The sequence below is a fragment of the Micromonospora sp. NBRC 107095 genome (genome assembly GCF_030269705.1).
GTDB classification, from domain to species: domain Bacteria; phylum Actinomycetota; class Actinomycetes; order Mycobacteriales; family Micromonosporaceae; genus Micromonospora; species Micromonospora parva.
Genome location: NZ_BSTU01000001.1, coordinates 1,657,658 through 1,679,847, shown reverse-complemented (window position 1 = coordinate 1,679,847; position 22,190 = coordinate 1,657,658). Strand labels below are relative to the sequence as shown.

17 protein-coding genes are annotated in these 22,190 nt (G+C 70.5%); 5 read left to right on the top strand and 12 right to left on the bottom strand.

The window, feature by feature from the left end; translation table 11 throughout:
• Positions 1-383 precede the first annotated feature (383 nt).
• Positions 384-1,223 (bottom strand): GNAT family N-acetyltransferase, encoded by an 840-nt coding sequence (locus QSK15_RS07930; RefSeq protein ID WP_285793557.1) that lies wholly within the window; start codon positions 1,221-1,223, stop codon positions 384-386.
• 5 nt (positions 1,224-1,228) lie between these two features.
• Positions 1,229-2,482: an MFS transporter gene (locus tag QSK15_RS07925; RefSeq protein WP_285793556.1), complete on the bottom strand. Its 1,254-nt coding sequence runs from the start codon at positions 2,480-2,482 to the stop codon at positions 1,229-1,231.
• Between the two features lie 112 nt (positions 2,483-2,594).
• Between QSK15_RS07925 and QSK15_RS07920 the strand changes: the two genes are divergently transcribed.
• Entirely contained in the window at positions 2,595-3,191 is a 597-nt protein-coding gene (locus QSK15_RS07920; RefSeq protein WP_030335162.1) for a PadR family transcriptional regulator, read from the top strand.
• Between the two features lie 112 nt (positions 3,192-3,303).
• Here the strand turns inward: QSK15_RS07920 and ispG are convergent, their stop codons facing one another.
• The 6 genes from ispG to QSK15_RS07890 form a co-directional block, all read right to left on the bottom strand.
• Entirely contained in the window at positions 3,304-4,476 is a 1,173-nt protein-coding gene (gene ispG, locus QSK15_RS07915) for a flavodoxin-dependent (E)-4-hydroxy-3-methylbut-2-enyl-diphosphate synthase (protein WP_130408231.1), read from the bottom strand.
• Positions 4,477-4,485: 9 nt separating this feature from the next.
• Complete coding sequence (locus QSK15_RS07910; RefSeq protein ID WP_285793555.1) at positions 4,486-5,736, bottom strand: M50 family metallopeptidase; 1,251 nt, start codon at positions 5,734-5,736, stop codon at positions 4,486-4,488.
• On the bottom strand, positions 5,736-6,947 hold the full coding sequence (gene dxr, locus QSK15_RS07905) for a 1-deoxy-D-xylulose-5-phosphate reductoisomerase (RefSeq protein WP_285793554.1): 1,212 nt from the start codon (positions 6,945-6,947) through the stop codon (positions 5,736-5,738). Before dxr ends, QSK15_RS07910 begins: the two co-directional genes overlap by 1 nt.
• A gap of 132 nt (positions 6,948-7,079) precedes the next feature.
• The gene (locus QSK15_RS07900) at positions 7,080-7,706 is read right to left on the bottom strand and encodes a Uma2 family endonuclease (RefSeq protein ID WP_285793553.1); all 627 of its coding nucleotides are present in this window, start codon (positions 7,704-7,706) and stop codon (positions 7,080-7,082) included.
• 290 nt (positions 7,707-7,996) lie between these two features.
• Positions 7,997-11,680: a CARDB domain-containing protein gene (locus QSK15_RS07895; RefSeq protein ID WP_285793552.1), complete on the bottom strand. Its 3,684-nt coding sequence runs from the start codon at positions 11,678-11,680 to the stop codon at positions 7,997-7,999.
• A gap of 448 nt (positions 11,681-12,128) precedes the next feature.
• Positions 12,129-12,680, bottom strand: a complete 552-nt coding sequence (locus tag QSK15_RS07890) for a GNAT family N-acetyltransferase (RefSeq protein ID WP_285793551.1) — start codon at positions 12,678-12,680, stop codon at positions 12,129-12,131.
• Positions 12,681-12,731: 51 nt separating this feature from the next.
• Between QSK15_RS07890 and QSK15_RS07885 the strand changes: the two genes are divergently transcribed.
• Both QSK15_RS07885 and QSK15_RS07880 read left to right on the top strand, forming a co-directional pair.
• Positions 12,732-13,571 (top strand): YhjD/YihY/BrkB family envelope integrity protein, encoded by an 840-nt coding sequence (locus QSK15_RS07885; protein ID WP_285793550.1) that lies wholly within the window; start codon positions 12,732-12,734, stop codon positions 13,569-13,571.
• Between the two features lie 94 nt (positions 13,572-13,665).
• Positions 13,666-15,261: a phytoene desaturase family protein gene (locus QSK15_RS07880; RefSeq protein ID WP_285793549.1), complete on the top strand. Its 1,596-nt coding sequence runs from the start codon at positions 13,666-13,668 to the stop codon at positions 15,259-15,261.
• A 90-nt stretch (positions 15,262-15,351) separates the two neighbouring features.
• On the opposite strand, the gene QSK15_RS07875 is transcribed toward QSK15_RS07880, so the two are convergent.
• Positions 15,352-16,932 carry a Rieske 2Fe-2S domain-containing protein gene (locus tag QSK15_RS07875; RefSeq protein WP_285793548.1) on the bottom strand — a complete coding sequence of 527 codons (1,581 nt, stop codon included), beginning with the start codon at positions 16,930-16,932 and terminating at the stop codon, positions 15,352-15,354.
• Positions 16,933-17,207: 275 nt separating this feature from the next.
• On the opposite strand from QSK15_RS07875, the gene QSK15_RS07870 reads away from it, so the two are divergent.
• Positions 17,208-17,429, top strand: a complete 222-nt coding sequence (locus QSK15_RS07870; protein ID WP_130408195.1) for a DUF2631 domain-containing protein — start codon at positions 17,208-17,210, stop codon at positions 17,427-17,429.
• An 84-nt stretch (positions 17,430-17,513) separates the two neighbouring features.
• On the opposite strand, the gene QSK15_RS07865 is transcribed toward QSK15_RS07870, so the two are convergent.
• The 3 genes from QSK15_RS07865 to QSK15_RS07855 all read right to left on the bottom strand — a co-directional run bounded on the left by QSK15_RS07865 (position 17,514) and on the right by QSK15_RS07855 (position 21,365).
• Positions 17,514-18,701, bottom strand: coding sequence for a DivIVA domain-containing protein (locus tag QSK15_RS07865; protein WP_285793547.1), 1,188 nt, complete (start codon positions 18,699-18,701; stop codon positions 17,514-17,516).
• 31 nt (positions 18,702-18,732) lie between these two features.
• The gene (gene rlmN / locus QSK15_RS07860; RefSeq protein WP_285793546.1) at positions 18,733-19,890 is read right to left on the bottom strand and encodes a dual-specificity RNA methyltransferase RlmN; all 1,158 of its coding nucleotides are present in this window, start codon (positions 19,888-19,890) and stop codon (positions 18,733-18,735) included.
• Positions 19,891-19,994: 104 nt separating this feature from the next.
• Positions 19,995-21,365: a phosphatidate cytidylyltransferase gene (locus QSK15_RS07855; protein WP_285793545.1), complete on the bottom strand. Its 1,371-nt coding sequence runs from the start codon at positions 21,363-21,365 to the stop codon at positions 19,995-19,997.
• A 381-nt stretch (positions 21,366-21,746) separates the two neighbouring features.
• Between QSK15_RS07855 and QSK15_RS07850 the strand changes: the two genes are divergently transcribed.
• Complete coding sequence (locus QSK15_RS07850; protein WP_285793544.1) at positions 21,747-22,190, top strand: hypothetical protein; 444 nt, start codon at positions 21,747-21,749, stop codon at positions 22,188-22,190.

The window sequence follows — 22,190 nt, the reverse complement described above, 5'->3', positions numbered from 1 at the left end:
AGACCCAACAACACCCGCCGCTGGCCGGCACCCCACAACACGGGGTGCCGGCCAGCGGCCTTTGCGTTGCCATCGACCGCCCGGCACCCGAACCATTGACCAACGGACGCCAGACGCCCGGCCGACGGAACGCCAGACCCGGAACGCCAGACGCCGGACCACCGGAACCCGCACGCAGGGACGCCGGACCACCGGACCACCGGAACCCGCACGCCGGGACGCCGGCCGTGATGGTGGGACGTGGGCCATGCAGGAGTCACCGGGCGGCTTGGATGGCCTCATCAAACGGCATCCGTTTGCAGATCTTGGACAGTTTCCGTCCTGCGCGAACGGAAAGTGTCCAAGATCTGCAGGGATACCCCACCGAAGCCGAACCGCAGCGGTCAGAAGAGGACGGTGGCCAGAGTGCCGATCGGCTGGAAGCCGCAGCGCTCGTAGACACGGCGGGCCGGGAGGTTGAAGTCGTTGACGTACAGGCTGACGGTGGGGGCGACCCGCAGCAGCGCGTCGCGGACCACGGCTGCCATGGCGGCGGTGGCGATGCCCCGGCCTCGCCATTCCGGTGCCACCCAGACGCCCTGGATCTGCGCCGTCCGCTTGGTGACAACGGCGAGTTCGGCCTTGAACACGACTTTGCCGTCGACGATGCGGGCGTACGCGCGACCGGTCCGGACCAGGTCGTTGACCCGCCGGCGGTAGCTGCGTCCGCCGTCCTCGGCGAGTGGGGAGACGCCGACCTCTTCGGTGTACATGGCCACCGCCGCCGGGAAGAGCCGTTCGACCTCGCCGGAGCGAACCTGGCGTACCTCCGGGTCGGCCGGCACAGGTGGCAGCGTGTCGGTGACCAGCAGCGGCTGATTGGGGCGGACGTCTCGCGCTGGCCCCCAGGTGTCGGAGAGGCGGTCCCACAGCCCGAGGACGGCGTCGGCCCGGCCGACGATGGAGGAGCAGAGCCGTTCCTCGCCGGCGAGCAGGTCGGCGAAGGCACCCACCGCGGCGTCGCTGGCCAGCACCGGGGTCAGGTTGCCGCCGAGCCAGCAGAGTGATTCGAGGTTGCGGCGGGCTCCGTACCCCAGGATTCTGCCTTCGGCCCGCCACCAGGAGAGCCCGCGCGCGGCGATCCGCTCGGCGACCTGCGCGCCCGCGAACGGGTCATGGTCGAGCAGTCGCTCGACCGCGCGCCGCTCCGACTCCCCCAGTTGGCGTACCGGCACCGTCAGCACGACTATCAGCCTGCCAGATTGACCCCCCGCTCCGCCGGTCGAGTGACAAGGCCGGCACCCGCTTCACGGGGCGGCGTCCGCCCGGCCCATCGGACGACCGGGGGCACCAGGGCTCCGAGTAGGAGGAACAGGGCACCGAGCACAAGCCAGCCGGGTACGCCCCAGCCGAGCGCGAGGGAGGTCACCACCACCGGCGCGAGCATCTTGCCCAGTTCGTAACCCATGCCGTACGCCCCCTGATACTGCCCCTGGGCGTCCGCCGGTGCCAGCCCGAAGGAGATCCCCCAGCCGGCGGCGGAGTGCCACAGCTCACCGGTGACGTGGGCGACCGCCCCGAGGCCGAGCAGGCTCACCGCGCCGGCTGTGGGCAGCGCGCCGCTGGCGGCGAAGAGTACGCAGGCCAGGGCGATGGCGACACCGGCGCGACGGGCGGCGCGGGCGGCTCCGGGCACTGTGGCGGCGGTACGCGCGGCGCGGACCTGAAGGAGCACCACCAGCACGGTGTTCACAAGCGTCAACGCGGAGATCATCCAGGCGGGGGCCCGGGTGTGGCCGGCGATCCACAGCGGCAGGGCGATGGTGAGCAGGCTGAAGTGCATCGACATCAGGCCGTCGACCAGTGTGAAGGCGAGGAACGGGCGATCGCGTAGGGCGACCAGCCGAGGGCCGTTCGCCGGGGCGGCGACCGGGGCGACGGTCGGCAGTCGGAGGAAGATCACCGCTGCGGCCAGTGACGTCGCCGCCGAGGCCAGGATCAGCGTGACGTAAGCGGTGCGGGTGTCGGCGGCGATGGCGAAGCCGCCGAGGACGGCACCGACGGAGATCCCGACGTTGGTGGTGGCTCGCAGGTAGGCGCGGGTGCGGACCCGCTCGTCGGCCGGGATCGCTCCGGCGATCAGCGCACCGCGGGCGCCCCGCTCGATCGCGTCGGCGAGCGCGGTGGCGGCTCCCACCAGCACGAGCGTGGGCAGCGACCGGACGGCGATCAGGCCGATGGTGAGGGTGCCGGCGGCGAACAGCGCGCCGACCTGCACCCCACGTGGGCCGACGCGGTCGGCCAGGTAGCCACTCGGTGTGCTGGCCAGCACACCGACCAGGGCCGAGATGGTCAGCCCGATGCCCACCTGGGTTGCCGAGAGGCCGACCGAACGGGTGAGGAAGAGCGCGCTGGCGACGAGCCAGAGGCCCCGCCCGACGGTCTTGACCAGGGTGCCGAGGGTGAGGACCCGGGACGGACCGGGCGGGGGTAGCAGGCGCATGACCGAGACTCTAACAAGACGTACGTACGGTTTGGGAACCACTGGTTGTCGACGATGCATTGCCGATATATCGTTGATGCATCAGCGATAGTCCTACGAAGGGAAGAGCACGATGAGGTTCCACCGACAGCACCACCCGATGCACGAAGCCCGGATGCGGGGATTCGGCTTCCCGCCGGTCCCGCCCGGTCCGCACGGTCATGGCCACGAGCACGGACCCGGCGGCGGCCCCTGGGGCGGCCGGGGCCGTGGACGAGGTCGGGGCCGACGCCCCAACGTCCGCGCCTCCGTCCTGGCACTGCTCACCGAGCGGCCGATGCACGGCTACGAGATGATCCAGGAGATCGACTCCCGCACCGGCGGTGCGTGGCGGCCCAGCCCGGGCTCGATCTACCCCACCCTCCAGCTGCTGGAGGACGAGGGCGTGATCGTCGCCAGCACCGAGGAGTCCGGTGGTGGGCGGAAGCGGTTCACCGTCAGCGAGGCCGGTCAGGCCGAGGCCACCGAGGCCGCGCAGACCCCGCCGTGGGCGGACGTGGCCCAGGGCACGGTGAGCAGCTGGCATGACATCCGCGACTCGGGCGCACAGGCGATGAACGCCCTGCGCCAGGTGATGATGCACGGCACGGACGACCAGCGCGAGCGGGCCGCTCAGGTGCTCGACGAGACCCGACGCAAGCTGTACGCGATCCTCGCCGAATCCGAGTGACGCCAGCACCGCGCCACGGCACGAGCACCACAGGGCACGAACACCACAGCACCACTGACGAAAAAGCGGCCGTTCCCCGGATGGGAAACGGCCGCTTTTTCCAAATGGAAAATCAGTGCACGGTGACGGTCGGGCCGGTGACCAGCCCGCGCAGCTCCTCGGGGAGTTCCGCGCCCATCTCGTCGGCGATCCGCAGCGCCTCCTCGATCAGCGTCTCGACGATCTGCGCCTCGGGCACCGTCTTGACGACCTGCCCCTTGACGAAGATCTGGCCCTTGCCGTTGCCGGAGGCGACGCCGAGGTCGGCTTCCCGGGCCTCACCCGGACCGTTGACCACGCAGCCCATGACGGCGACCCGCAGCGGCACCGGCAGCCCTTCCAGACCGGCGGTGACCTCCTCGGCGAGCTTGTAGACGTCCACCTGGGCCCGCCCGCAGGACGGGCACGAGACGATCTCCAGACCGCGCTCGCGCAGGCCGAGAGACTCCAGGATCTGGTTGCCGACCTTGATCTCTTCCACCGGCGGGGCGGACAGCGACACCCGGATCGTGTCGCCGATCCCCTCGGCCAGCAGCGCGCCGAAGGCGACCGCCGACTTGATGGTGCCCTGGAACGCCGGCCCGGCCTCGGTGACGCCGAGGTGCAGCGGGTAGTCGCACTGCTCGGCGAGCTGCCGGTACGCCCGGATCATCACGACCGGGTCGTTGTGCTTCACCGAGATCTTGATGTCGCGGAAGCCGTGCTCCTCGAAGAGCGAGCACTCCCACAGCGCCGACTCGACAAGCGCTTCGGCGGTGGCCTTGCCGTACTTGCTCAGCAGGCGCTTGTCCAGCGACCCGGCGTTGACGCCGATCCGGATCGGCACCCCCGCGTCCCCGGCGGCACGGGCGATCTCCTTGACCTTGTCGTCGAACTGGCGGATGTTGCCCGGGTTTACCCGGACGGCCGCGCAGCCGGCGTCGATCGCGGCGAAGACGTACTTGGGCTGGAAGTGGATGTCGGCGATTACCGGGATCTGCGACTTCTTGGCGATCGCGGGCAGCGCCTCCACGTCGTCCTGGGACGGCACCGCCACCCGGACGATCTGGCAGCCGGACGCGGTCAGCTCGGCGATCTGCTGAAGGGTCGCGTTGACGTCGGAGGTGAGGGTCGTGGTCATCGACTGCACCGACACCGGCGCACCACCACCGACCGGGACCGAACCGACCATGATCTGGCGGCTGGCCCGACGGGGAGCGAGCGGAGGAGGCGGCACGGCGGGCATACCGAGACTGATAGCTGTCACTTCAGGCACTCACCTTGAGAAGAGCGTGATCGGGTTGACGACGTCCGCGGCGATGGTCAGCAGCGTGAACGCGCCACCGATCAGGATCACCACGTACGTGAAGGGCATCAGTTTGAGGTAGTCCACCCGGCCGGGGTCGGCCCGACCGATCCGCGCGTAGACCCAGGAGCGGGCACGTTCGAACCAGGCGATGGCGATGTGGCCGCCGTCCACCGGGAGCAGCGGCAGCAGGTTGAACACGCCGATGAAGAAGTTCAGCGACACGAAGAGCATGAAGAAGACCAGCCAGGCGTTGTTCTCCACCGCCTCGCCGCCGAGTCGGCTGGCGCCGACCACGCTGATCGGGGTGTCGACGTCCCGTTCGCCGCCGGTGAGGGCGGTCCACAGGGCGGGGACCTTCTGCGGGAGACGCTGGAGCGCCTGGGCGGTGCCGACGGCCAGGTCACCGGTGAAGTCGGCGGTGGCACCGAAGGCGCCGACCGGGCCGTACGTGACGCGGGTGGGCGTGCTGGGAACGAGCCCGACGCCGAGCGCGGCCACCGGCGCGGCGGCACCGGTCGGGTCGTCCAGCGGCGGGCGCTGGGTCTGCGCGAGCACCGTGCTGGTGGTGCCCGGCTGCCCGTCGCGGACGTACGCGATCTGCGCGGTGTCGCCCGGCTTGAGCCCGCGCAGCGTGGTGAGCAGGTCGCCGTAGTTGCCGATCGGGGTGCCGTTGACCGAGGTGATCCGGTCACCGTTCTTCAACTGCGCCTGGGCGGCCGGGCTGGCGGCGTCGCCAGGGGCGCACTCGCGCACCGAGTTCTCCGCCACCACGCAGTCACTGAGCCGGATGACGGCCGGCTCCTGGCGGGCCTGCGCGTCGGTGGTCGGGAAGTCCGGGTTGGGCAGCCCAGCGGAGACGGCCAGGATCCAGATCGTGACCAGGGCCAACGCGAAGTGCGTGATCGACCCGGCGGCCATCACGATCGTCCGCTTCCAGACGGGGTAGCGCCACATCGCGCGCGGCTCGTCGGCCGGGTCGACGTCGTCGTCCTGCGGCGTCATCCCGACGATCTTGCAGAACCCACCGAGGGGGATGCCCTTGAGGCCGTACTCGGTCTCACCCCGCTTGAACGACCAGATGGTGGGGCCGAAGCCGACGAAGTACTTCGTGACCTTCATCCCGAACGCCTTGGCGGTCAGCAGGTGACCCGCCTCGTGCAGGCTCACCGAGATGAGAATGGCCAGGGCGAAGAGGACCACCCCGAGCAGGTACGACATCAAGCTCCTTCCACCGAACCCGCGATGATCTCCTGCGCGTGCGCGCGTGCCCACGACTCGGCCGCGAGCACGTCCTCGACGGTACCTGGTTCGCCGAAGTCCGGAGCCTCCTCCAACACGCGTTCGAGGGTGTCGACGATGCCGAGGAACGGCAGCCGGCCCGCCACGAACGCGGCCACGCACTCCTCGTTCGCCGCGTTGTAGATCGCCGGGCGGCTGCGCCCGGCCTCCCCGGCGGCCTTGGCCAGGGCTACGGCCGGGAACGCCTCGTCGTCGAGCGGCGCGAACTCCCAGGTGTGCGCGGCCGTCCAGTCGACGGCGGCGGCGGCCTCGGGCACCCGGTCCGGCCAGCCCATGCCGAGCGCGATCGGCAGCCGCATGTCCGGCGGGCTGGCCTGGGCGATGGTCGACCCGTCGACGAACTCGACCATCGAGTGGATCACCGACTGGGGGTGCACCATCACGGTGATGTCGGCATACGGCACGTCGAACAACTCGTGCGCCTCGATCACCTCAAGCGCCTTGTTGACCATGGTCGCCGAGTTGATCGTGACGACCGGCCCCATGTTCCAGGTCGGGTGCGCGAGCGCCTGCTCAGGTGTGACCTGCGTCAACTCCTCGCGCCGCCGGCCCCGGAACGGGCCGCCGCTGGCCGTGACGATCAGCCGACGCACCTCACCGCGCGTGCCGGAGCGCAGGCACTGGGCCAGCGCCGAGTGCTCCGAGTCGACCGGCACGATCTGCCCCGGCCGCGTCACCGCGGCCTTGACCAACGGGCCGCCGGCCACCAGCGACTCCTTGTTGGCAAGCGCGAGGGTACGACCACCACGCAGCGCGGCCAGCGTAGGAGCGAGGCCCAGCGAGCCGACCACCCCGTTGAGCACGATGTCGCACGGCCACTGGGCCAGCTCGGTCATCGCGTCCGGGCCGGCCACGATCTTGGGAAGCTTGAAGTCGCCGGTGGCCCAGCCGCGCCGGCTCGCCTCGGCGTAGAACGCGAGTTGCAGGTCCTGGGCGGCGGACGCCTTGGCCACCCCGACCGCCTCGACGCCCAGTTCGAGGGCCTGCGTGGCGAGCAGTTCGACGTTGCCGCCGCCGGCACCGACGGCGACCACCCGGAACCGGTCCGGGTTGCGCCGGACGATGTCGATGGCCTGGGTGCCGATCGAACCGGTGGACCCGAGCAGAACGAGGTCGCGGGGGGAAGTCACGAAGCCATTCTTCCCCACCCCCGCTGGACGCCCGCTGGGAGCCTCAAGCTCCCCGGCGTGATCGACTCGGGTTCACGAAAGGCGGGGCATCCCCGGCGACTGGACACCCCGACTTCCTGAAACCCGTGTCGATCAAGTCAGGTCGTCAGCCGACTCGGTGGTAGTCGCGTCCGGCGCCGCCTCCTCGTCCAGCAACTCGGCCGGGTCGATGGAGAATTCGAACGGCTCCCGCATCGCGAAGGTGCTGCCCGCCGCAGCTGCGGCCAGCGGTCGGTACTCCCCGTCGGCCAGCTCAAACAGAGCCATCGTCGGCACCCGATTGCGCAAGTCCACCCGGAGGAAGAACGGCACCCCGACAGCGGCGTACTCCCGGGACCGGTCGATGACGTCCTTGCGCCGATTTCCGGGAGACACGATCTCGCCCAGCAGCACCGCCTCGGCAATGGGCACCGTCGTGCGGCCGCCACCGGATTTGCGCAGGACAGCGATGTCCGGGATGAAGAGATCATCGTCGGAGAGGACGTTGATCTCTGGGTAAACCCAGAAACCCGCCTTCCGCGCGGCGCGGTGCAGCAGGTAGGGCAACTCCCGCTCGACCGACTGATGATCGATTCCTGCATGTGGTGTCAGGATCACGCTTCCGCTCAGGACCTCAACCTTGGGGCCATTGGTCTCCGGCAACAGGTCGAGGGCGAGCTGCGCTGTCCACGGCTCGGGGTCTTGCGGTGTCGGCTCCGGCGCGAACGCTGCCTGCGCCATCCGGGCTCACCCCCTCAGCGGACCATCCTGCTCAGGTCAGCCTAGCCACCGCAGCCCCAGAAGCGCGTCATCGCACACTCGGTCCGTCTGTCCGAGATGACTTCGCCGCGGCCTCCTCGCGCGGCGCGTGCAGATCTTGGACAGTTTCCGTCAAGGCCGAACGGAAAGTGTCCAAGATCTGCAAGCCGGCGCCTGACTCATCGTGGTCCGGTGCCGCACGACGGCCGCCACAGCACCGAAGTCGGGGTGTCCGCCGCACTGCGGACACCCCGACTTCACTGACGTGTCGGTCAGGGGGTGATGACGAACTGCGAGCCCGGCTGGATGACGATGTTGCCGTCGGCCGAGTTGGTGATGGTCACGTTCGTCAGGTTGGCGTTGCCCCGTGCGCCGCTCATCGCGAGGATGCCGGCACCGTTGTTCGACTTGTCGATCCGCACGTTGGTGATGGCGACGTTCGGCATGTTGCCGCCGCCGTTCTTGAACTGGATGCCGTCGTACGTCGAATCGATGATGTCGGTGTCGCGGATGGTGACCCCGACGATGTCCCGGGTGGCCGGGAAGAGGGTGATCGCACCGAACTCCTGGTCCTCGTTCCAGAAGGCGCCACCGGTGCGGTAGAGCCCGTTGTTGGCGATCAACGTCGTCCCGGAGAACGGCAGCGGGTCGTGGTCGGTCGCCAGCATGATGCCCGGGTAGTTGGCGGTGTCGTAGATCAGGTTGTTCTCGATCGAGTTGTCGTAGCCGCCGTAGATGGCGATGCCGTTGGCCCGCCAGGGCAACTGGATGGTGTTGTTGACGAAGTGGTTGTCGTGGGCGATGTCGACGTTGCGGTCCTTGACGTACGGGTTGGCCCAGACGGCGAGCGCGTCGTCGCCGGTGGTGCGGAACGACGAGTTGAACACCCGCGAGTTGCGCGTGCCGTTGCTGAAGTTGATGCCGTCGGCGTACGTGTTGCGGATCCGCATGCCGGTGAACTCCAGCCCGTCGGCCGGCCCCCACAGGTCGGGGATGTTGTCGTAGTCGCGGCCCACCCAGACACCGACGTTGGCGTGCTCGATCCAGACGTTGCTGATCCGGGTGCCGGTGCCGAAGCGACCGTTCAGACCGACGCCGCCCTCGGCGTTTCCGTCACCGCCGCGGATCCGGCCGGAGCCGAAGATGGCGATGTCGGAGATCTGGGTGTTCTTGTCGATGTCGAAGCCGAAGTTGCCCTCGTGCGGGTGGTTGATGCCACCGGCGTTCTGCGGCTCGGTGAGCGTGTAGAGCTGCGAGTGCCACATGCCGGCGCCCCGGATGGTGACGTTGCTGATGCCGACCTGGTTGTGCGTACCCCGGTTCAACGGGTCGTCGGTCAGGATCTTCTGCTCCTGCCGCCACTGCCCGGCGGGAATCCAGACGCAGGAGATGACGCCGTTCTGGTCGTCGGTCACCGCCCGCTGGATGGCGGCGGTGTCGTCGAGCCCGTCGTTGGGGACCGCGCCGTACTGCGTGATCGAGGTGCAGCCGGCCGGCTGACTGGCGGGTGGCGCCACCTGCTCCAGGTCGATCATGTCGATGACGTAGAACGAGGCGGTGTCGCCCGAGTCGCGCTGCAACTTGAACCGGGTGCCCGCCGGGTACGACTGCGCCAGCAACGCGTTCGACTCGTCGAAGAGCCGTCGGGCGTCGGCCTGCGGGGTGTTGGTGAGCGCCTCCGGCCCGTCGGTGTTGCCGTAGAGCCAGCTGTGCTTCGACGACAGGGTCAACTTCCGGGAGAAGACGTCGTTGACGTAGAGGCTGATGGTCGCCTCGATACCACCGCCACCGGGCGCGTCCGGGATGGAGTTGCGCACCACGATGGAGTTGGCCTGGTTGGTCGAGGTGAACTCGACGAACTGGCCGGTGCCGGTGAGCCGGACCGACTTGCGGCCCGAGGACTCGCTGGCGAAGTTGGTGTGCCCGAAGGTGCGCAGCGGGTCGGCCTCCAGCAGCGTGCCCTGGTAACGACCGGCCTCCGCCTCGTACGAGACGTACGGGACGGCGGCCCCGCGCCCGACCACTATCGACTGGCTGAACGAGTTGTTCGTCTCGTTGGTCTCGGTGACCACGTTCGTGGCGTCGGCGGTGGCGGTGATGGTGGCGCCGCCGCTGGTGGCGGTCCAACTGCCGGTGACGGCCACGGTGACCGTCGCGCCGGCGGCGATCGAGGCGGTGGTGGTGTTGAGCGTGGTGCCGCCCACCACCAGCCGGGTGACGGTGGTCGCGCCGGTCGCTGCGGTGCCGCGGTTGCGCACCGTCACGGTGAAGCTGACGGACGCCCCGACGGCCGGGTTCGGCGGGTTCGAGGCGATGCTGAGCACCTGAAGGTCGGGGCCGGGGGCCTGCGCCACCACCAGTGGCGAGGCGGCGGTGAAGCTGTTGTTGCCGTTCTTCTGCTCGACGATCGTGTTCGCCGGGTCGACCACCGCCGCGACGGCGTAGCTGCCCATCGGCCGGGTGCCGGCGTTGAACGACACGGTGGTCGAGGCCCCGGCGGCGAGCGCGCCCACCGGGGCGCTGCCGGCGACCGCGCCGGCCAGGCTGAAGTTCACAGTCGTCGCACCGGCCGACGCCGACCCGATGTTCTGCACCACGGCCGAGAGGGTGACCGGCGAGACCTCGCTGGGCGACGACGGTGACCAGGTCATCGAGCTGACCACCAGGTCCGGGTTGGGCGCCGGGGTGCCGCACACCTCCAGCTCGGCGACCTGGCCGGACGGGGCACCGGTGTTGCCGGTGAACCGCAACTGCACGTCAGCGGTGGTGGCGGTGACCGGGATGGTCACCACGTTGGTGCCCTGGACGAACTGGTAGGCCGCCGCCGACACCAGGCTGGTGTACGCCGACGACGCCTGGTCGCGTCCGAGGATCTGGATGGTCTGGGTACGCGTGCCCCAGGCCGGGTCGGGGTTGAGCTTCACAGTGACACCGGAGATGGCGTGGTTCGCGCCCAGCGCCACTGTCAGGTTCTGCGGGTAACTCGCCGCACCCTCCCAGTAGGTGCCGAGCTGCCCGTCGTTCGCCTTGTCCGGGGTGAAGCTGAAGGTGGAGCCGCTCGCTGTCATGGTCTTGCCCTGCGCCACGTTGGTGCAGGCGGGCGGGTTGCTGCCGGTCCGGGTGACGGTGTTGCTGTTACCGGAGAGGTTCCCCGCGCCGTCGCGGGCCCGAACGTGGTACGACACCGTCGCCGTGGCCGGCTGGGTGTCCTGATAGGTCAGGACGGTACCCAGCGTCGCGATCAGGCTGCCGCCCCGGTAGACGTTGTAGCCGGCGAGGCCGCTACCACCGGAGTCGGTGGAGGCACCCCAGTTCAGGGTGATCGTGCTGCCCGACGTGCTCTGCGACAGCGTCCCCGGAACGCTCGGCGCGGTGGTGTCCGGGGTGGTGCCGCCGCTGCCGTACACCTCCAGCTCGGAGAGCTGCCCGGCGGGCCAGCCGCTGTTGGCGGTGATGACGATCCGGACGTACCGGGTGGACGCCGAGGTGAAGTTGATCGTGACGGTGCTGCCGCTCGCCGGGTTGAAGGTGTACGTCTGCGACCCCACCAGGTCGGTGAAGGACGAACCGTTGGCGCTGCCCCGCACGCTCAACGTCTGCGTCCGGGTCGCCCAACCATTCGTCGGCAGCTTCAGCACGACCTGGTTGACGTTCTGCGACGAGCCGAGATCGACCTGCACCCACTGCGGGAACGCGTTGTTCACACTCTCCCAGTAGCTGCCCGCGTTGCCGTCGACGACCTTCGACGAGTCGTAGACGTCGGCGTGGCCGCTCTCCTGGGTGGGACGGCCCTGCGCGAGGTTGGTGGCCGCCGGGGCGAAGCCACTGGCCGCTGCGGCTGCGGTGTCGGCGGGGCGGGCGGCGGCCGGGGTCGCGACGGCGGTCGCCCCGGCCGTGGCGATCATCGCGGCGGCGGCCGTGGCCGCCACCATCCTGAACAGATTCGTTCGTCTCATGACTGTCCTGTCGTCGGGGGACGGTTGCCGCGGTGGCGGGACCACGGGGGTGGGGGTGCGGCGGTGCAGCGCCGGCCGACGCGAGTGGGCCGGCGTCGAGAGAGACGGGATGGCACGGGCGGCGCGGGGGCGCCGCCCGTCCTGGAAACACCAGATGGGTACGACCATCAACGGGCCCCCGAGGAGGCCCGTTGAATCTTCCGAGGCTGTGCGCAGAACCGTGCACGTCTTTGTCGAAATCTTTCGCTACTTTGGCCCAAAGATTACTGACGTGCTACGGGAGCGTCAACACTTCGACACCCGTGATTATTGACGGACTTGCCTGCCCGATCGGCCGTCGCCAGTGCTGACCTGCCCACAATTTCGGGGAAGGTGCGACTTTCCGACGACCGGAGGCCACACCTTCCCCGAGGTTGCGCGGATCTTGCATCAGGTCGTACGGGAACGATCAGGCATCCGGTGCCGTCCGGACGAAGGTCTCCAACAGCTCCCCGCCGTACCAGTCGGTGCGCTGACCCACGTGGGTCATGCCCAGCCGCCGAGCGACGGCCATCGACGGCTCGTTGCCCGGTGACACCACCGCGTAGATCTCCCGGGTGCCGGCGGCGAACTCCCGGGCCAACGCCGCGCGGGCCGCCTCGGTGGCGTAGCCGTGCCCCCACGAATCCGGGTGCAGGTGCCACCCCACCTCGATGTCGTCGGTCCGGCGCGACTCGTCCCGCCCGGGCAGCGGCTTGAGCAACAGAGTGCCCACCACCTGACCCGTCTCCCGTACCTCGACCGCCCAGGTGCCGTACCGGCCACCGTCGGCGGCGTGCCGGTCCTGCCAGATGCGCAGCCGCTCGACGGCCTGGGCCGGGTCGATCATCGGCAGGCCCGGCGACACCGCCAACCAACGAGTGATCTCCGGGCGGGAGTAGATGTCGTAGATCCGGGCCAGATCGGCCGGATCGTCGGTCCAGTCGCGCAGGATCAGGCGTTCGGTGGTGAGAACAGTCATGACCGGCGATCTTAAGGAGTGACGGCCCCGACGACAGGGAAGGAGGACCCGATGGGCAACGGATGGCAGCGCACGAAACGGATCACCAGTGCCGCGTTCCGCCCGGTACGAGGACGGGACCTGTCGCTGCACGCCGCCGCGATCACCTTCTACGGGGCGATCGCCGTGGTGCCGGTCGCCCTGCTGGCGATCTGGCTCACCGCGCTGGTGGCCGGGGCCGACCGGGTACGCCGGCTCACCTCGTACGCCGTGGAGGCCCTGCCCACCGCGATCGGCGCGCCCCGGGCGGTGGACGCGCTCGTCAACGCCGGGGTGGAGTTGACCCCGCTGCTCGCGCTGGCCTCCCTGCTGCCCGCCTCGCTGTACGGCGAGGGCCTGCGCCGGGCGTTCGTCTCGGTGGCCGCGCCCCGCTCCGACGAGCACCTGGTCGGTTGGCGGGGCCGGCTCCTGCTGCTGCCACTGCTCGCGCCGGCCCCCGCGCTGCTGCTGTCGATCCTGCTGGCGCTCCCACTCACCACCCGACTCGTACGACAGGGCGGTTGGCTCGGTGCGCTCGGCGTGGTGCTGTCGTTCCTGGGGGTCTGGCTGGTGCTCACGCCGGTGCTGGTGTGGGTGTTCCGGGTCGTCGGGCCGGCCTCACCGGACTGGCTCTCCACCCTCGGGATCGGGTCGTTCACGGCGGCGAACCTCTCCGGCTTCATGCACGGTTTCGTCCTCTTCGCCTCGCTCCCGCTGGACCTGGGGGTGCCGTTCGGCGGCTTCGACGAGATCGGCGCGGGGGTGGCCGTACTCCTCTGGCTCTACCTGTTCCACGTGATCGTCCTGGCCGGCTACTCCGCCACCCTGGCCCTCTCCCACTGGCGCGCCAAACGCACCGCCAACCCCGGTTGATCATGAAGTTGTTGCCACGACACGCCGCGGCGGGTGGCAACAACTCCATGATCACCGAGGACGGGGGTGGGGGCGCGGACTAGGGTGCAGTGGCATGAGCAGTGAGATTCCGGCTCGGGCCGACGTCGTGATCGTCGGTTCCGGGCACAACGGTCTGGTCTCCGCGGTCCTGCTGGCCCGCGCCGGCCTGGACGTCCTCGTGTTGGAGTCCGCCGACGTGATCGGCGGCGCGACCCGCACCGAGAACCCGTTCCCGAAGGTGCCGGGGCTGCGCCACTCCACCGGCTCGTACCTGCTCGGGCTGATGCCCCCGGAGCTGCTCGCCACGCTCGACGTGCGGATTCCGGTGCTGCGCCGCGACCCGCACTACTTCCTCCCCACCCCGGGCGGCCTCGGCTCGCCGTACCTGCTCTTCGGCACTGACACCGCCGCCACCCGGGCACAGCTCGCCGAGTTCTTCTCCCCCGCCGACGTGGCCGCCGACGACGCCATGCAGGCCGAACTGGCCGCGCTGCGGGAGGACCTCGCGCCGGCCTGGCTGGCCGAGCCGCTGACCGTCGAGGAGACCGCCGAGCGGTATGTCCGCCCGGCGCTGCGTGCGGTCTTCGTCGACCTCGTGCGGGGCTCGGTCGCCGACTACCTGGCCCGGTTCGAGTTCCGCTCCGAACTGCTGGTCAGCATGTACGCGGTCACCGACGGCCTGTCCGGGCTCAACGCCGGCCCGGACGACCCCGGCACCGGCCACAACTTCCTCGTGCACAACATGTGCCGGCTGCCCGGATCCGGCGGCACCTGGATGATCGCCGAAGGTGGGATGGGCACAGTCTCGCGGACGTTCGCCGAGGCCGCGCGCGCTGCCGGGGCGACGATCCTGACCGGTACGCCGGTCCGCGCGGTCACCCTGGACGGCGGCGCGGCGAGCGGAGTCGTGCTGGCCGACGGTCGGGAGGTCGCCGCCCGGGTGGTGCTCGGCGCGTGTGACCCGTACCGGCTGATGGACCTGTTGCCCAACGGCGCGCTCCCGGCGCGGCTCGGCGAACGGATGGCGGCGGTCCGCCGGCCCGGCACCACGCTCAAGCTCAACCTGGCGCTCACCGGGCTGCCCCGGTTCTCCTGCCTGCCGGACGGTACGCCGAGCCCGTTCGGCTCGACCATCCACCTGCTGCCCGGTTCGGCGTCACTGGTCGGCGGGGCGGACGCGTCGCCGATGACCGCGCTGCGCGCGATGTGGGCGGACGTACAGGCCGGGCGGCTGCCGGCGGAGCCCACCATCGAGTGGTACCTGCACACCACCGTCGACCCGTCGCTCTCCGACGCGGCCGGGCACCACTCGTCGGCGCTCTTCGTGCAGTCGGTCCCCTACGAGCTGGCCGGCACCACCTGGGACGCGGCGCTGCCCGGTTACGTCGACCGGCTGATCGGGATCGTCGAGCGGTACGCCCCCGGCACCGCCGACCTGATCGCCGACGCGGTGCCGTTGCCGCCGCCCGGGATCGAGCAGCACTTCGGCATCACCGGCGGACACATCCACCACGTCGACAACACGGTCTCGTTCACCGACCGGATGCCCTACGCCACCGGCATCGACGGCGTGTACGCCGGCAGCGCCGGCTGCCACCCGGCCGGCAGCGTCATCGGCGCAGCCGGCCACAACGCCGCCCGCCGAATCCTCAAGGACCTGTCGACCTGATCCCCACCCCTCGGTTGATCATGAAGTTGTTGCCACGACACGCCGTCATGGCAGGCAACAACTTCATGATCGACAAGGATGGGGCGGGGGTCAGATCACCGCTTCGCCGGCGGGGGCGGGGGTTTCGGCGTCTACGCGGTGGGCGCGCACCTTGTGGCCGACGCTCGTCAGGCAGCGGCCGCTCGGCAGATCGAAGCGCCAACCGTGCAGCTGGCAGGTGAGCTGGTCACCCTCGACGATGCCGAAGCGGGTCAGGTCCGCCTTCAGGTGCGGGCAGCGGCGCTGCACCACCCAGTCGCCCAACGTGATGTCCTCGGCGTCGGTGGTGCGCTCGTGCTCGTCGTACCAGCCCTCGGCGTACTGGAGCCGCTCCTCGGAGAGGCACTTGAAGAACGCGTAGACGAACTCGTTGTACTGGCCGATCCGGGCCGCCGAGAACCGGCAGGACAGGAAGAGCGAGTTGACCCAGTCCACCTCGTCGATGAAGAGCAGGTGCTCGATCAGCGACCGGTCGGTACGGAACCGGTAGCGGACCTTCTCCTCGGCGTACGGCCGGACCTCCTTGCCCGGGAAGTCCACCACGATCGACTCGACGCTCTCACCGTCGTAACCCACCAGGTCGAAACGGACCGGACCGCCGACCCCCTTGGCCAGGTAGATCGACTCGTCGAGCAGCGGCTCGATCCGACGCTTCATCTCCCCGAGCACGTCCACCTCGGGGTGCCGCCAGGACGCCTTCTCCGCCTCGATGATCGGGCGCTTGCGCTCCCGCATCTCCTCCAGGTGGGCGACCTTGTTGGCGAAGAACTCCTCCACCGGCACCGGGTGGATGGTGCTCGCGCCCTCGGTGGTGACCTCGGCGACGCTGCCCGGCAGCAGCACGATCCCGTTGGTGCCGCCGACCTTGGCGTACTCCGACAGGAAGACCGACTGGTCGGGGAAGATGTTGCCCTCGTCGCCGTGGATGTCGTTGAACTGCCACAGCTCGTCGTCGAGGAAGCACGGCGGCCCGGCGATCGGGAAGACGTGATCGGCCTTCAGGTCGTCGATGTAGCGCCAGGTCCGGTCGAACTGCCGGTCCCGCTTCTGCTTGCCGAACGCGGTCTTCGCCGCCTGCGGCAGCTCGTAGACCATCGGGTACCAGATCGCGCCGGAGAACTGGAGCAGGTGCGCGTGCACGTGCCCCAACTCGGCGAAGACGCTCAAGTCGGTGGGACGGGCGTCGTTCTGGTTGAGCAGCCGCACCCCGTCGTACTCCACCCAGAGCGACGAGTCGCCGATCGGCCCGTCGGTCGGGCTGGTCAACGCCTGGATCATGATCTTCAGCCCGCCGGGCAGCTCCACGACCTGCTCGTTGGGCGCCTTCAGGAACTTCGTGAAGCCCAGCGCCCGGAACTCGTCCTCCATCTCCGAGGTGGGGAACTCGGGGAGCAGGACAGTGGCGTCCTTGGAGACGAAGTCCCGCAGGTGCTTCGCATCGAAGTGGTCCCGGTGCAGGTGGGAGACGTACAGGTAGTCGACCTGACCCAGACTCTCCCAGTCCAGCAGCGAATTGTCCGGGAAAGGGAACCACGAGGCGAAGTAGGCCGGGTTGACCCACGGGTCGCACAGGATGCTGCCCGCAGCCGTGTCGATCCGCATGCTGGCGTGCCCGGTTCCGGTCACTCGCACCGCACAGTCCCCCTCAAACAGACAATCAGGTGTACACCAAACGCTACCGGAGCGAGTCTGACCACCGCCCCGCGACGCCGGTAGTGCCGTTCGGCCCGCCCGCGACAGGCCGCCCGCCCCCTCGCCGCCAGGACACGGCCCCGTAGGCGGCCTTCGACAGCTCCGAACTTTCCTCGCGAGTCCTGCCGTCCCCTCAACTGGCCGGACCCTGCGCCGGGCCTGACACAAGGCGTGCCAGACTAACCAAAGATCCGATCGCGAGGGAAGGACCGACAGTGGCAGGAAGCGAGCCGGTAACGTCGCCAGACCAGCACAAGCCCGGGCACCGCAAGGCCGGGCAGATCGGCGCCGTGCTGTCCGCACTGGCGCTGCTGGCGATGATCTGCGGCAACCACGAGGGCAGGGTCGAGGACATCTGGCTGATCGGCCTGGCCGCGCTGCTGCTGATCATCGTGATCGGCGACATCGTGCTGCGGCGAAACGGTCTGCGCTCCTGACCTGACCCACCGCCGGACGCCGGCCGAGAACGCCGAGGGCCCGCCCCCACCCGGGGGACGGGCCCTCGTCCGTACGCGTCGGGATCAGCGCCCGAAGAGGATGTCCTGCACGTCCTTGAGCGCGGCGTCGACCTCGGCCTCGAAGTAGCCACCCGGCACCAGGCCGAACCGGAGGGTGTCCAGGTCCTTCGGGTCGACCGGCATCGGGTTGCGCCGCTGCATGCCACCGAGCAGCGTCTCGAAGAACCGGTCCACCTGGTCGGGGTCGTACCCGCTGCCGAACCGGCGCACCTGGAAACTACGGCGGATCTGGTCGACCCGGTACAGGTCACTGCCGGGCGGACCAGCCATCGGGGGGCCACCCATGGGCGGGCCACCCATCGGTGGGCCGGCGACCGCTGGCGGGCCGGCCATCGGCGGGCCACCCATGCCCTGCTGCGGCAGCGGAGGCGGACCGGCCGGACCACGGCGCATGTCGCGCAGGTCCCGCTCCGGCATCCGGATCTCGGCGGTCATGTCGGCGCGACCGTGCCGCCCGGCCTCGAAGCCGTCGAAGCGCGGCTCCTCCGGCGGTGGCGGATAACCGCCGGGCGCGCGCTGGTCGTCGGGGCCGTACCCACCGGGCCCACGCTGGTCGTCCGGGCCGTACCCACCGGGCCCACGCTGGTCGTCCGGGCCGTACCCAACGGGCCCACGCTGGTCGTCCGGGCCGTACCCACTGGGGCCGGCGGGCAGGCCGCGCTGCGGCATGCCGTGGCCACCCATCGGGCCGGGGCCCATCGGGCCACCGGGACCCATCGGGGGGCCGGCCGGTCCACGTGGCGCGTCGTAACCACCGCCGCGAGGGGCGTCGTACCCACCGGCGAAGGCGCCGGTGGGCTCGTCGTAGCGACCGTAGGGCGGGCCGGCCTGCGCGGGCATCGGCCGGGGCGGCATCGGCTGCGGAACCATGCCCCGGTCATCACGCATCGGCGGCCCCATCCGGTCCGGTGGGCCCATCCGGGGGTCGGCACCGCGCCCGGCGCTGTTGCGCTCCTCCAACTCGGCCAGCTGCCGCTCGACCCGATCCAGGTGCAGGTCGACCTGCCACTCGTCATAGCCGTTGAAGCGGACCCGGAAGACGACGTCGTGAACCTCCTGGGAGGCCACCGGGGCGCCGACCTGTCGGCCGTCGAGCGTCGCCTCGACCCGGTCGAGGAAGGCATCCACCTCGTCGACCTTGTATCCCCGGCGGAGCGCCTTGCGCCGGAAACGCTGACCCTGACTCGCCACTATGTCTCCTGGTCTCGTTCGCCACGCCCGGTCACGCCGGTGCCTCTCCGGCGCGGTCGGTGTTGGTGTCGTTGTCCTCGGCGGCGGCGAGCTGGCCACACGCGCCGTCGATCTCGCGGCCCCGGGTGTCACGAACTGTGGTGGACACCCCGGCCTCGCGCAACCGCCGGACGAACTCCCGCTCGACCGGCTTCGGGCTCGCGTCCCAGCGGCTGCCCGGCGTCGGATTGAGCGGAATGAGGTTCACGTGGGCCAACTTGCCGGCCAGCAGCCGACCGAGCAGGTCGGCTCGCCACGGCTGGTCGTTCACGTCCTTGATCATCGCGTACTCGATCGACACGCGGCGGCCCGTCCGGGCGGCGTAGTCCCACGCTGCGTCCAGCACCTCGGCTACCTTCCAGCGCTGGTTTACCGGCACGAGTTCGTCGCGCAGATCATCATCGGGCGCGTGCAACGACAACGCAAGGGTCACTGAGAGGTCTTCGCTGGCCAGTCGGCGGATGGCAGGAACCAGGCCGACCGTGGAAACGGTGATGTGCCGCTGGGACAGACCGAGCCCTTCCGGAGCCGGGCTGACCAGCCGACGGATCGCCGCGATGACCCGGTTGTAGTTGGCCAGCGGCTCGCCCATGCCCATGAAGACGACGCGCGACAGCCTCGGCGGGGAGCCGGCCACCACACCGGAGGCGGCCACCCCGGCCATGTACACCGCCTGGTCGACGATCTCCGCCGTCGACAGGTTGCGGGTCAGCCCCGCCTGGCCGGTCGCGCAGAACGGACAGGCCATGCCACATCCCGCCTGGCTGGAGATGCAGACGGTCACCCGGTCCGGGTAGCCCATCAGCACGCTCTCCACCAGCGCACCGTCGTGCAGCCGCCAGAGCGCCTTGCGGGTGGCGCCGTCGTCGCAGGCCAACTCGCGCACCGGGGTGAGCAACGGCGGCAGCAACTGGTCGGCCAGCCGCTCCCGGGTCGCCGCGGGCAGATCGGTCATCGCCTGCGGGTCGCGGACCAGCCGCCCGAAGTAGTGGTTGGAGACCTGCTTGGCGCGGAAGGCCGGCTCCCCCAACCCGGTAACCAGAGCCTGGCGGCCGGCCAGGTCCAGGTCAGCGAGGTGCTGAGGGGGCATGGAGGCCCGGCGCGCGGCGGGGGCGACCGAGGTGGCGGGGATCAAAGGCAGGCTCGTCATGGCTGGTCCAGTGTGTCACGCCGTCGGCGGCGGGTGCCGGTCCGGAGGTGTCGAACGGGGCGCGACCACCGGAGCCGGATGACCGGGTAGCCGTGATTCATACCTCAGCCCACCACCGGCACGAGGACCGCCAACAGCAGGTAGGCCGTCGGCACCGCGAACAGGATCGAGTCCAGTCGGTCCATCAGACCGCCGTGGCCGGGCAGCAGGTTGCTCATGTCCTTCACGCCGAGATCCCGCTTGATCATCGACTCGGCCAGGTCGCCGAGGACCGCCGCGCAGGACACGGCCACCCCGAACAGCGCACCCCACCAGGGGGCCACCTCGAACATCAGCCACAGCAGCAACGCGCTGCCCGCTGCCGCCGCGGTGACCGAGCCGGCGAAGCCCTCCCAGGACTTCTTCGGGCTGATCGACGGGGCCATCGGGTGCTTGCCGAAGGAGACCCCGGCCGCGTACCCACCGGTGTCCGAGAGGACCACCCCGATCAGGGTGGCCAGGATGCGCAGCGGGCCATCGTCGGGGGCCGCCGCCAGCAACGCCGCGAACCCGGCCAGGAACGGCACGTAGACGGCGATCAAGGTGGCCGCGGTGAGATCCCGCTGGAAGCCGGCCGGCCCGTCACCCAACCGCCAGATCATGGTGCCCAGCACCGTGACCAGCAGCCCCAGGCTGAGCGCGTCCGGGCCGGCGAACCAGGCCAGCCCCACCGTCAACACGCCACCGGCGATCAGCGGCACCAGCGGCGGATGCGCGCCGCTGCGCCGGACCGCCCGGGCCATCTCCCAGATGCCGACCGCGACCGCTGCGGCGATCACCGGCAGGAACGCCAGCGGGTAGACGACCAGCGGCACCACGATCAGCGCGCCGAGGCCGAGCCCCACCCCGATCGCAGCGGGAAGGTTGCGCCCGGCCCGCCCGGTGCCCACCTGCTGGGTGGCCGGTCGGTCGAGGCTGGCCCGACGTCGCCCCTTCGGTCGTCGACCGGTCGGGGGCGCCTCGTCCGGCACCACCTCGGCCCGGACGGGCTCGAGCAGCTCGGTCGGGTACCCCGGGTCGTCGACACCGGCGGGAGGGCCGTCGACGCGGCCCGGCTCGTCGAAGCGCCCACGGTCCGGGCCGTCGTACCGGGGCGGCCCGTCGCCAGCGACGGGGGGACGATCGAGGTACCGGTCGCCGCGACCCCGGTCGTCGTACCGGTCGGGCTGGTTGCGGTCGTCGAACCGGACATGCCGGTCGCGGTCGTCGAAGCGGTCGTCCGGACGGACCGGGCGACCACGCTCGTCGTACGGGTCAGCGGGGCGCGGGTCGGCGTACGGCCGGGCGTGCGGCTCGGCGTACAGCTCCGGGCCGGCGGCCGGACGGCGGCTCCACTGGCCGGCCTCCAGCTCCTGATCCGGCCACGGCAGCGCCACCGGGCGCTCCGGCCGGTCCCAGCCGCGAGGCTCACTGCCGTAGGGGTCGGGGTGGGACATCACGCACCGCGACGCGGCACGAGAACCACCACATGACGCAAGACCACAAGCATCCCCTACACGTGCGATGTTCCTCCGATTGACCGCCCCGACGGTCGGTCGATCCCCGGTGTTCACCACCCGGTGGCCGGGAATCCTGCCGAGCCTACTGCACACGCCGGACCGGCACGGCGGACGAGGCACGCCGACCGACGTCACCCCTCGCCGCCAGGGCGCCGGCCAGCACCGCACACCCATCCGGCACGACAGGCCGCAGGCGATCCGCAGCCGTCGATCCGACTCGTCCGGTGCTCGATCGACTACTGAGCCGCAACCGCGGGCGTGGTCCGCTGGTGGAGCGCCGGCACCCGCCGGCGCGTCCGAACGGGGAAGGGCACTCACATGTACAAGTTCGGTCTCGCGGCGCTGGCCGTGGCCGCCATGGTCCTGACAGCGGCGTCACCGGCCGCCGCCACCACGACACAGACCCGGATCACCATCGACCGCCACGCCAGCGAGCTGTTCCCGTTCGAGCCGCCCGCCGGCGAGCCGGGCGTGACGTATCCGGCAACGTCGGTCACCGCCACCGCCCGCAACTGCCCGGCCGGCTTCGTCCTCATGTCGGCGTCGCTGGTGCAGGACGGCCTGCCGACCCTCTGGGCCACCGGGGGACGCGGCGCCGGCGAGATCGTCTGTGACGGCGGCACCGTCGAACTCTCGATGGCGTTCGCCCGCATCGCTCCGGCGCTGCACCCCGGCCGGGCAACCGCCCGCTTCTCGCTGCGTGACGCAGACACCGGCGAGCAGTTCGCCGAGCGCACCAGGACCGTCTGGATTCCCTGCTGA

What these genes read in the sequence shown, in the direction of transcription:
- QSK15_RS07925 (WP_285793556.1), bottom strand. Translation starts at nt 2,482, where the DNA reads ATGCGCCTGCTACCCCCGCCCGGTCCGTCCCGGGTCCTCACCCTCGGC.
- rlmN (WP_285793546.1), bottom strand. Translation starts at nt 19,890, where the DNA reads ATGACGAGCCTGCCTTTGATCCCCGCCACCTCGGTCGCCCCCGCCGCG.
- QSK15_RS07855 (WP_285793545.1), bottom strand. Translation starts at nt 21,365, where the DNA reads ATGTCCCACCCCGACCCCTACGGCAGTGAGCCTCGCGGCTGGGACCGG.
- QSK15_RS07895 (WP_285793552.1), bottom strand. Translation starts at nt 11,680, where the DNA reads ATGAGACGAACGAATCTGTTCAGGATGGTGGCGGCCACGGCCGCCGCC.
- QSK15_RS07920 (WP_030335162.1), top strand. Translation starts at nt 2,595, where the DNA reads ATGAGGTTCCACCGACAGCACCACCCGATGCACGAAGCCCGGATGCGG.
- QSK15_RS07890 (WP_285793551.1), bottom strand. Translation starts at nt 12,680, where the DNA reads ATGACTGTTCTCACCACCGAACGCCTGATCCTGCGCGACTGGACCGAC.
- QSK15_RS07850 (WP_285793544.1), top strand. Translation starts at nt 21,747, where the DNA reads ATGTACAAGTTCGGTCTCGCGGCGCTGGCCGTGGCCGCCATGGTCCTG.
- QSK15_RS07885 (WP_285793550.1), top strand. Translation starts at nt 12,732, where the DNA reads ATGGGCAACGGATGGCAGCGCACGAAACGGATCACCAGTGCCGCGTTC.
- QSK15_RS07880 (WP_285793549.1), top strand. Translation starts at nt 13,666, where the DNA reads ATGAGCAGTGAGATTCCGGCTCGGGCCGACGTCGTGATCGTCGGTTCC.
- QSK15_RS07900 (WP_285793553.1), bottom strand. Translation starts at nt 7,706, where the DNA reads ATGGCGCAGGCAGCGTTCGCGCCGGAGCCGACACCGCAAGACCCCGAG.
- QSK15_RS07910 (WP_285793555.1), bottom strand. Translation starts at nt 5,736, where the DNA reads ATGTCGTACCTGCTCGGGGTGGTCCTCTTCGCCCTGGCCATTCTCATC.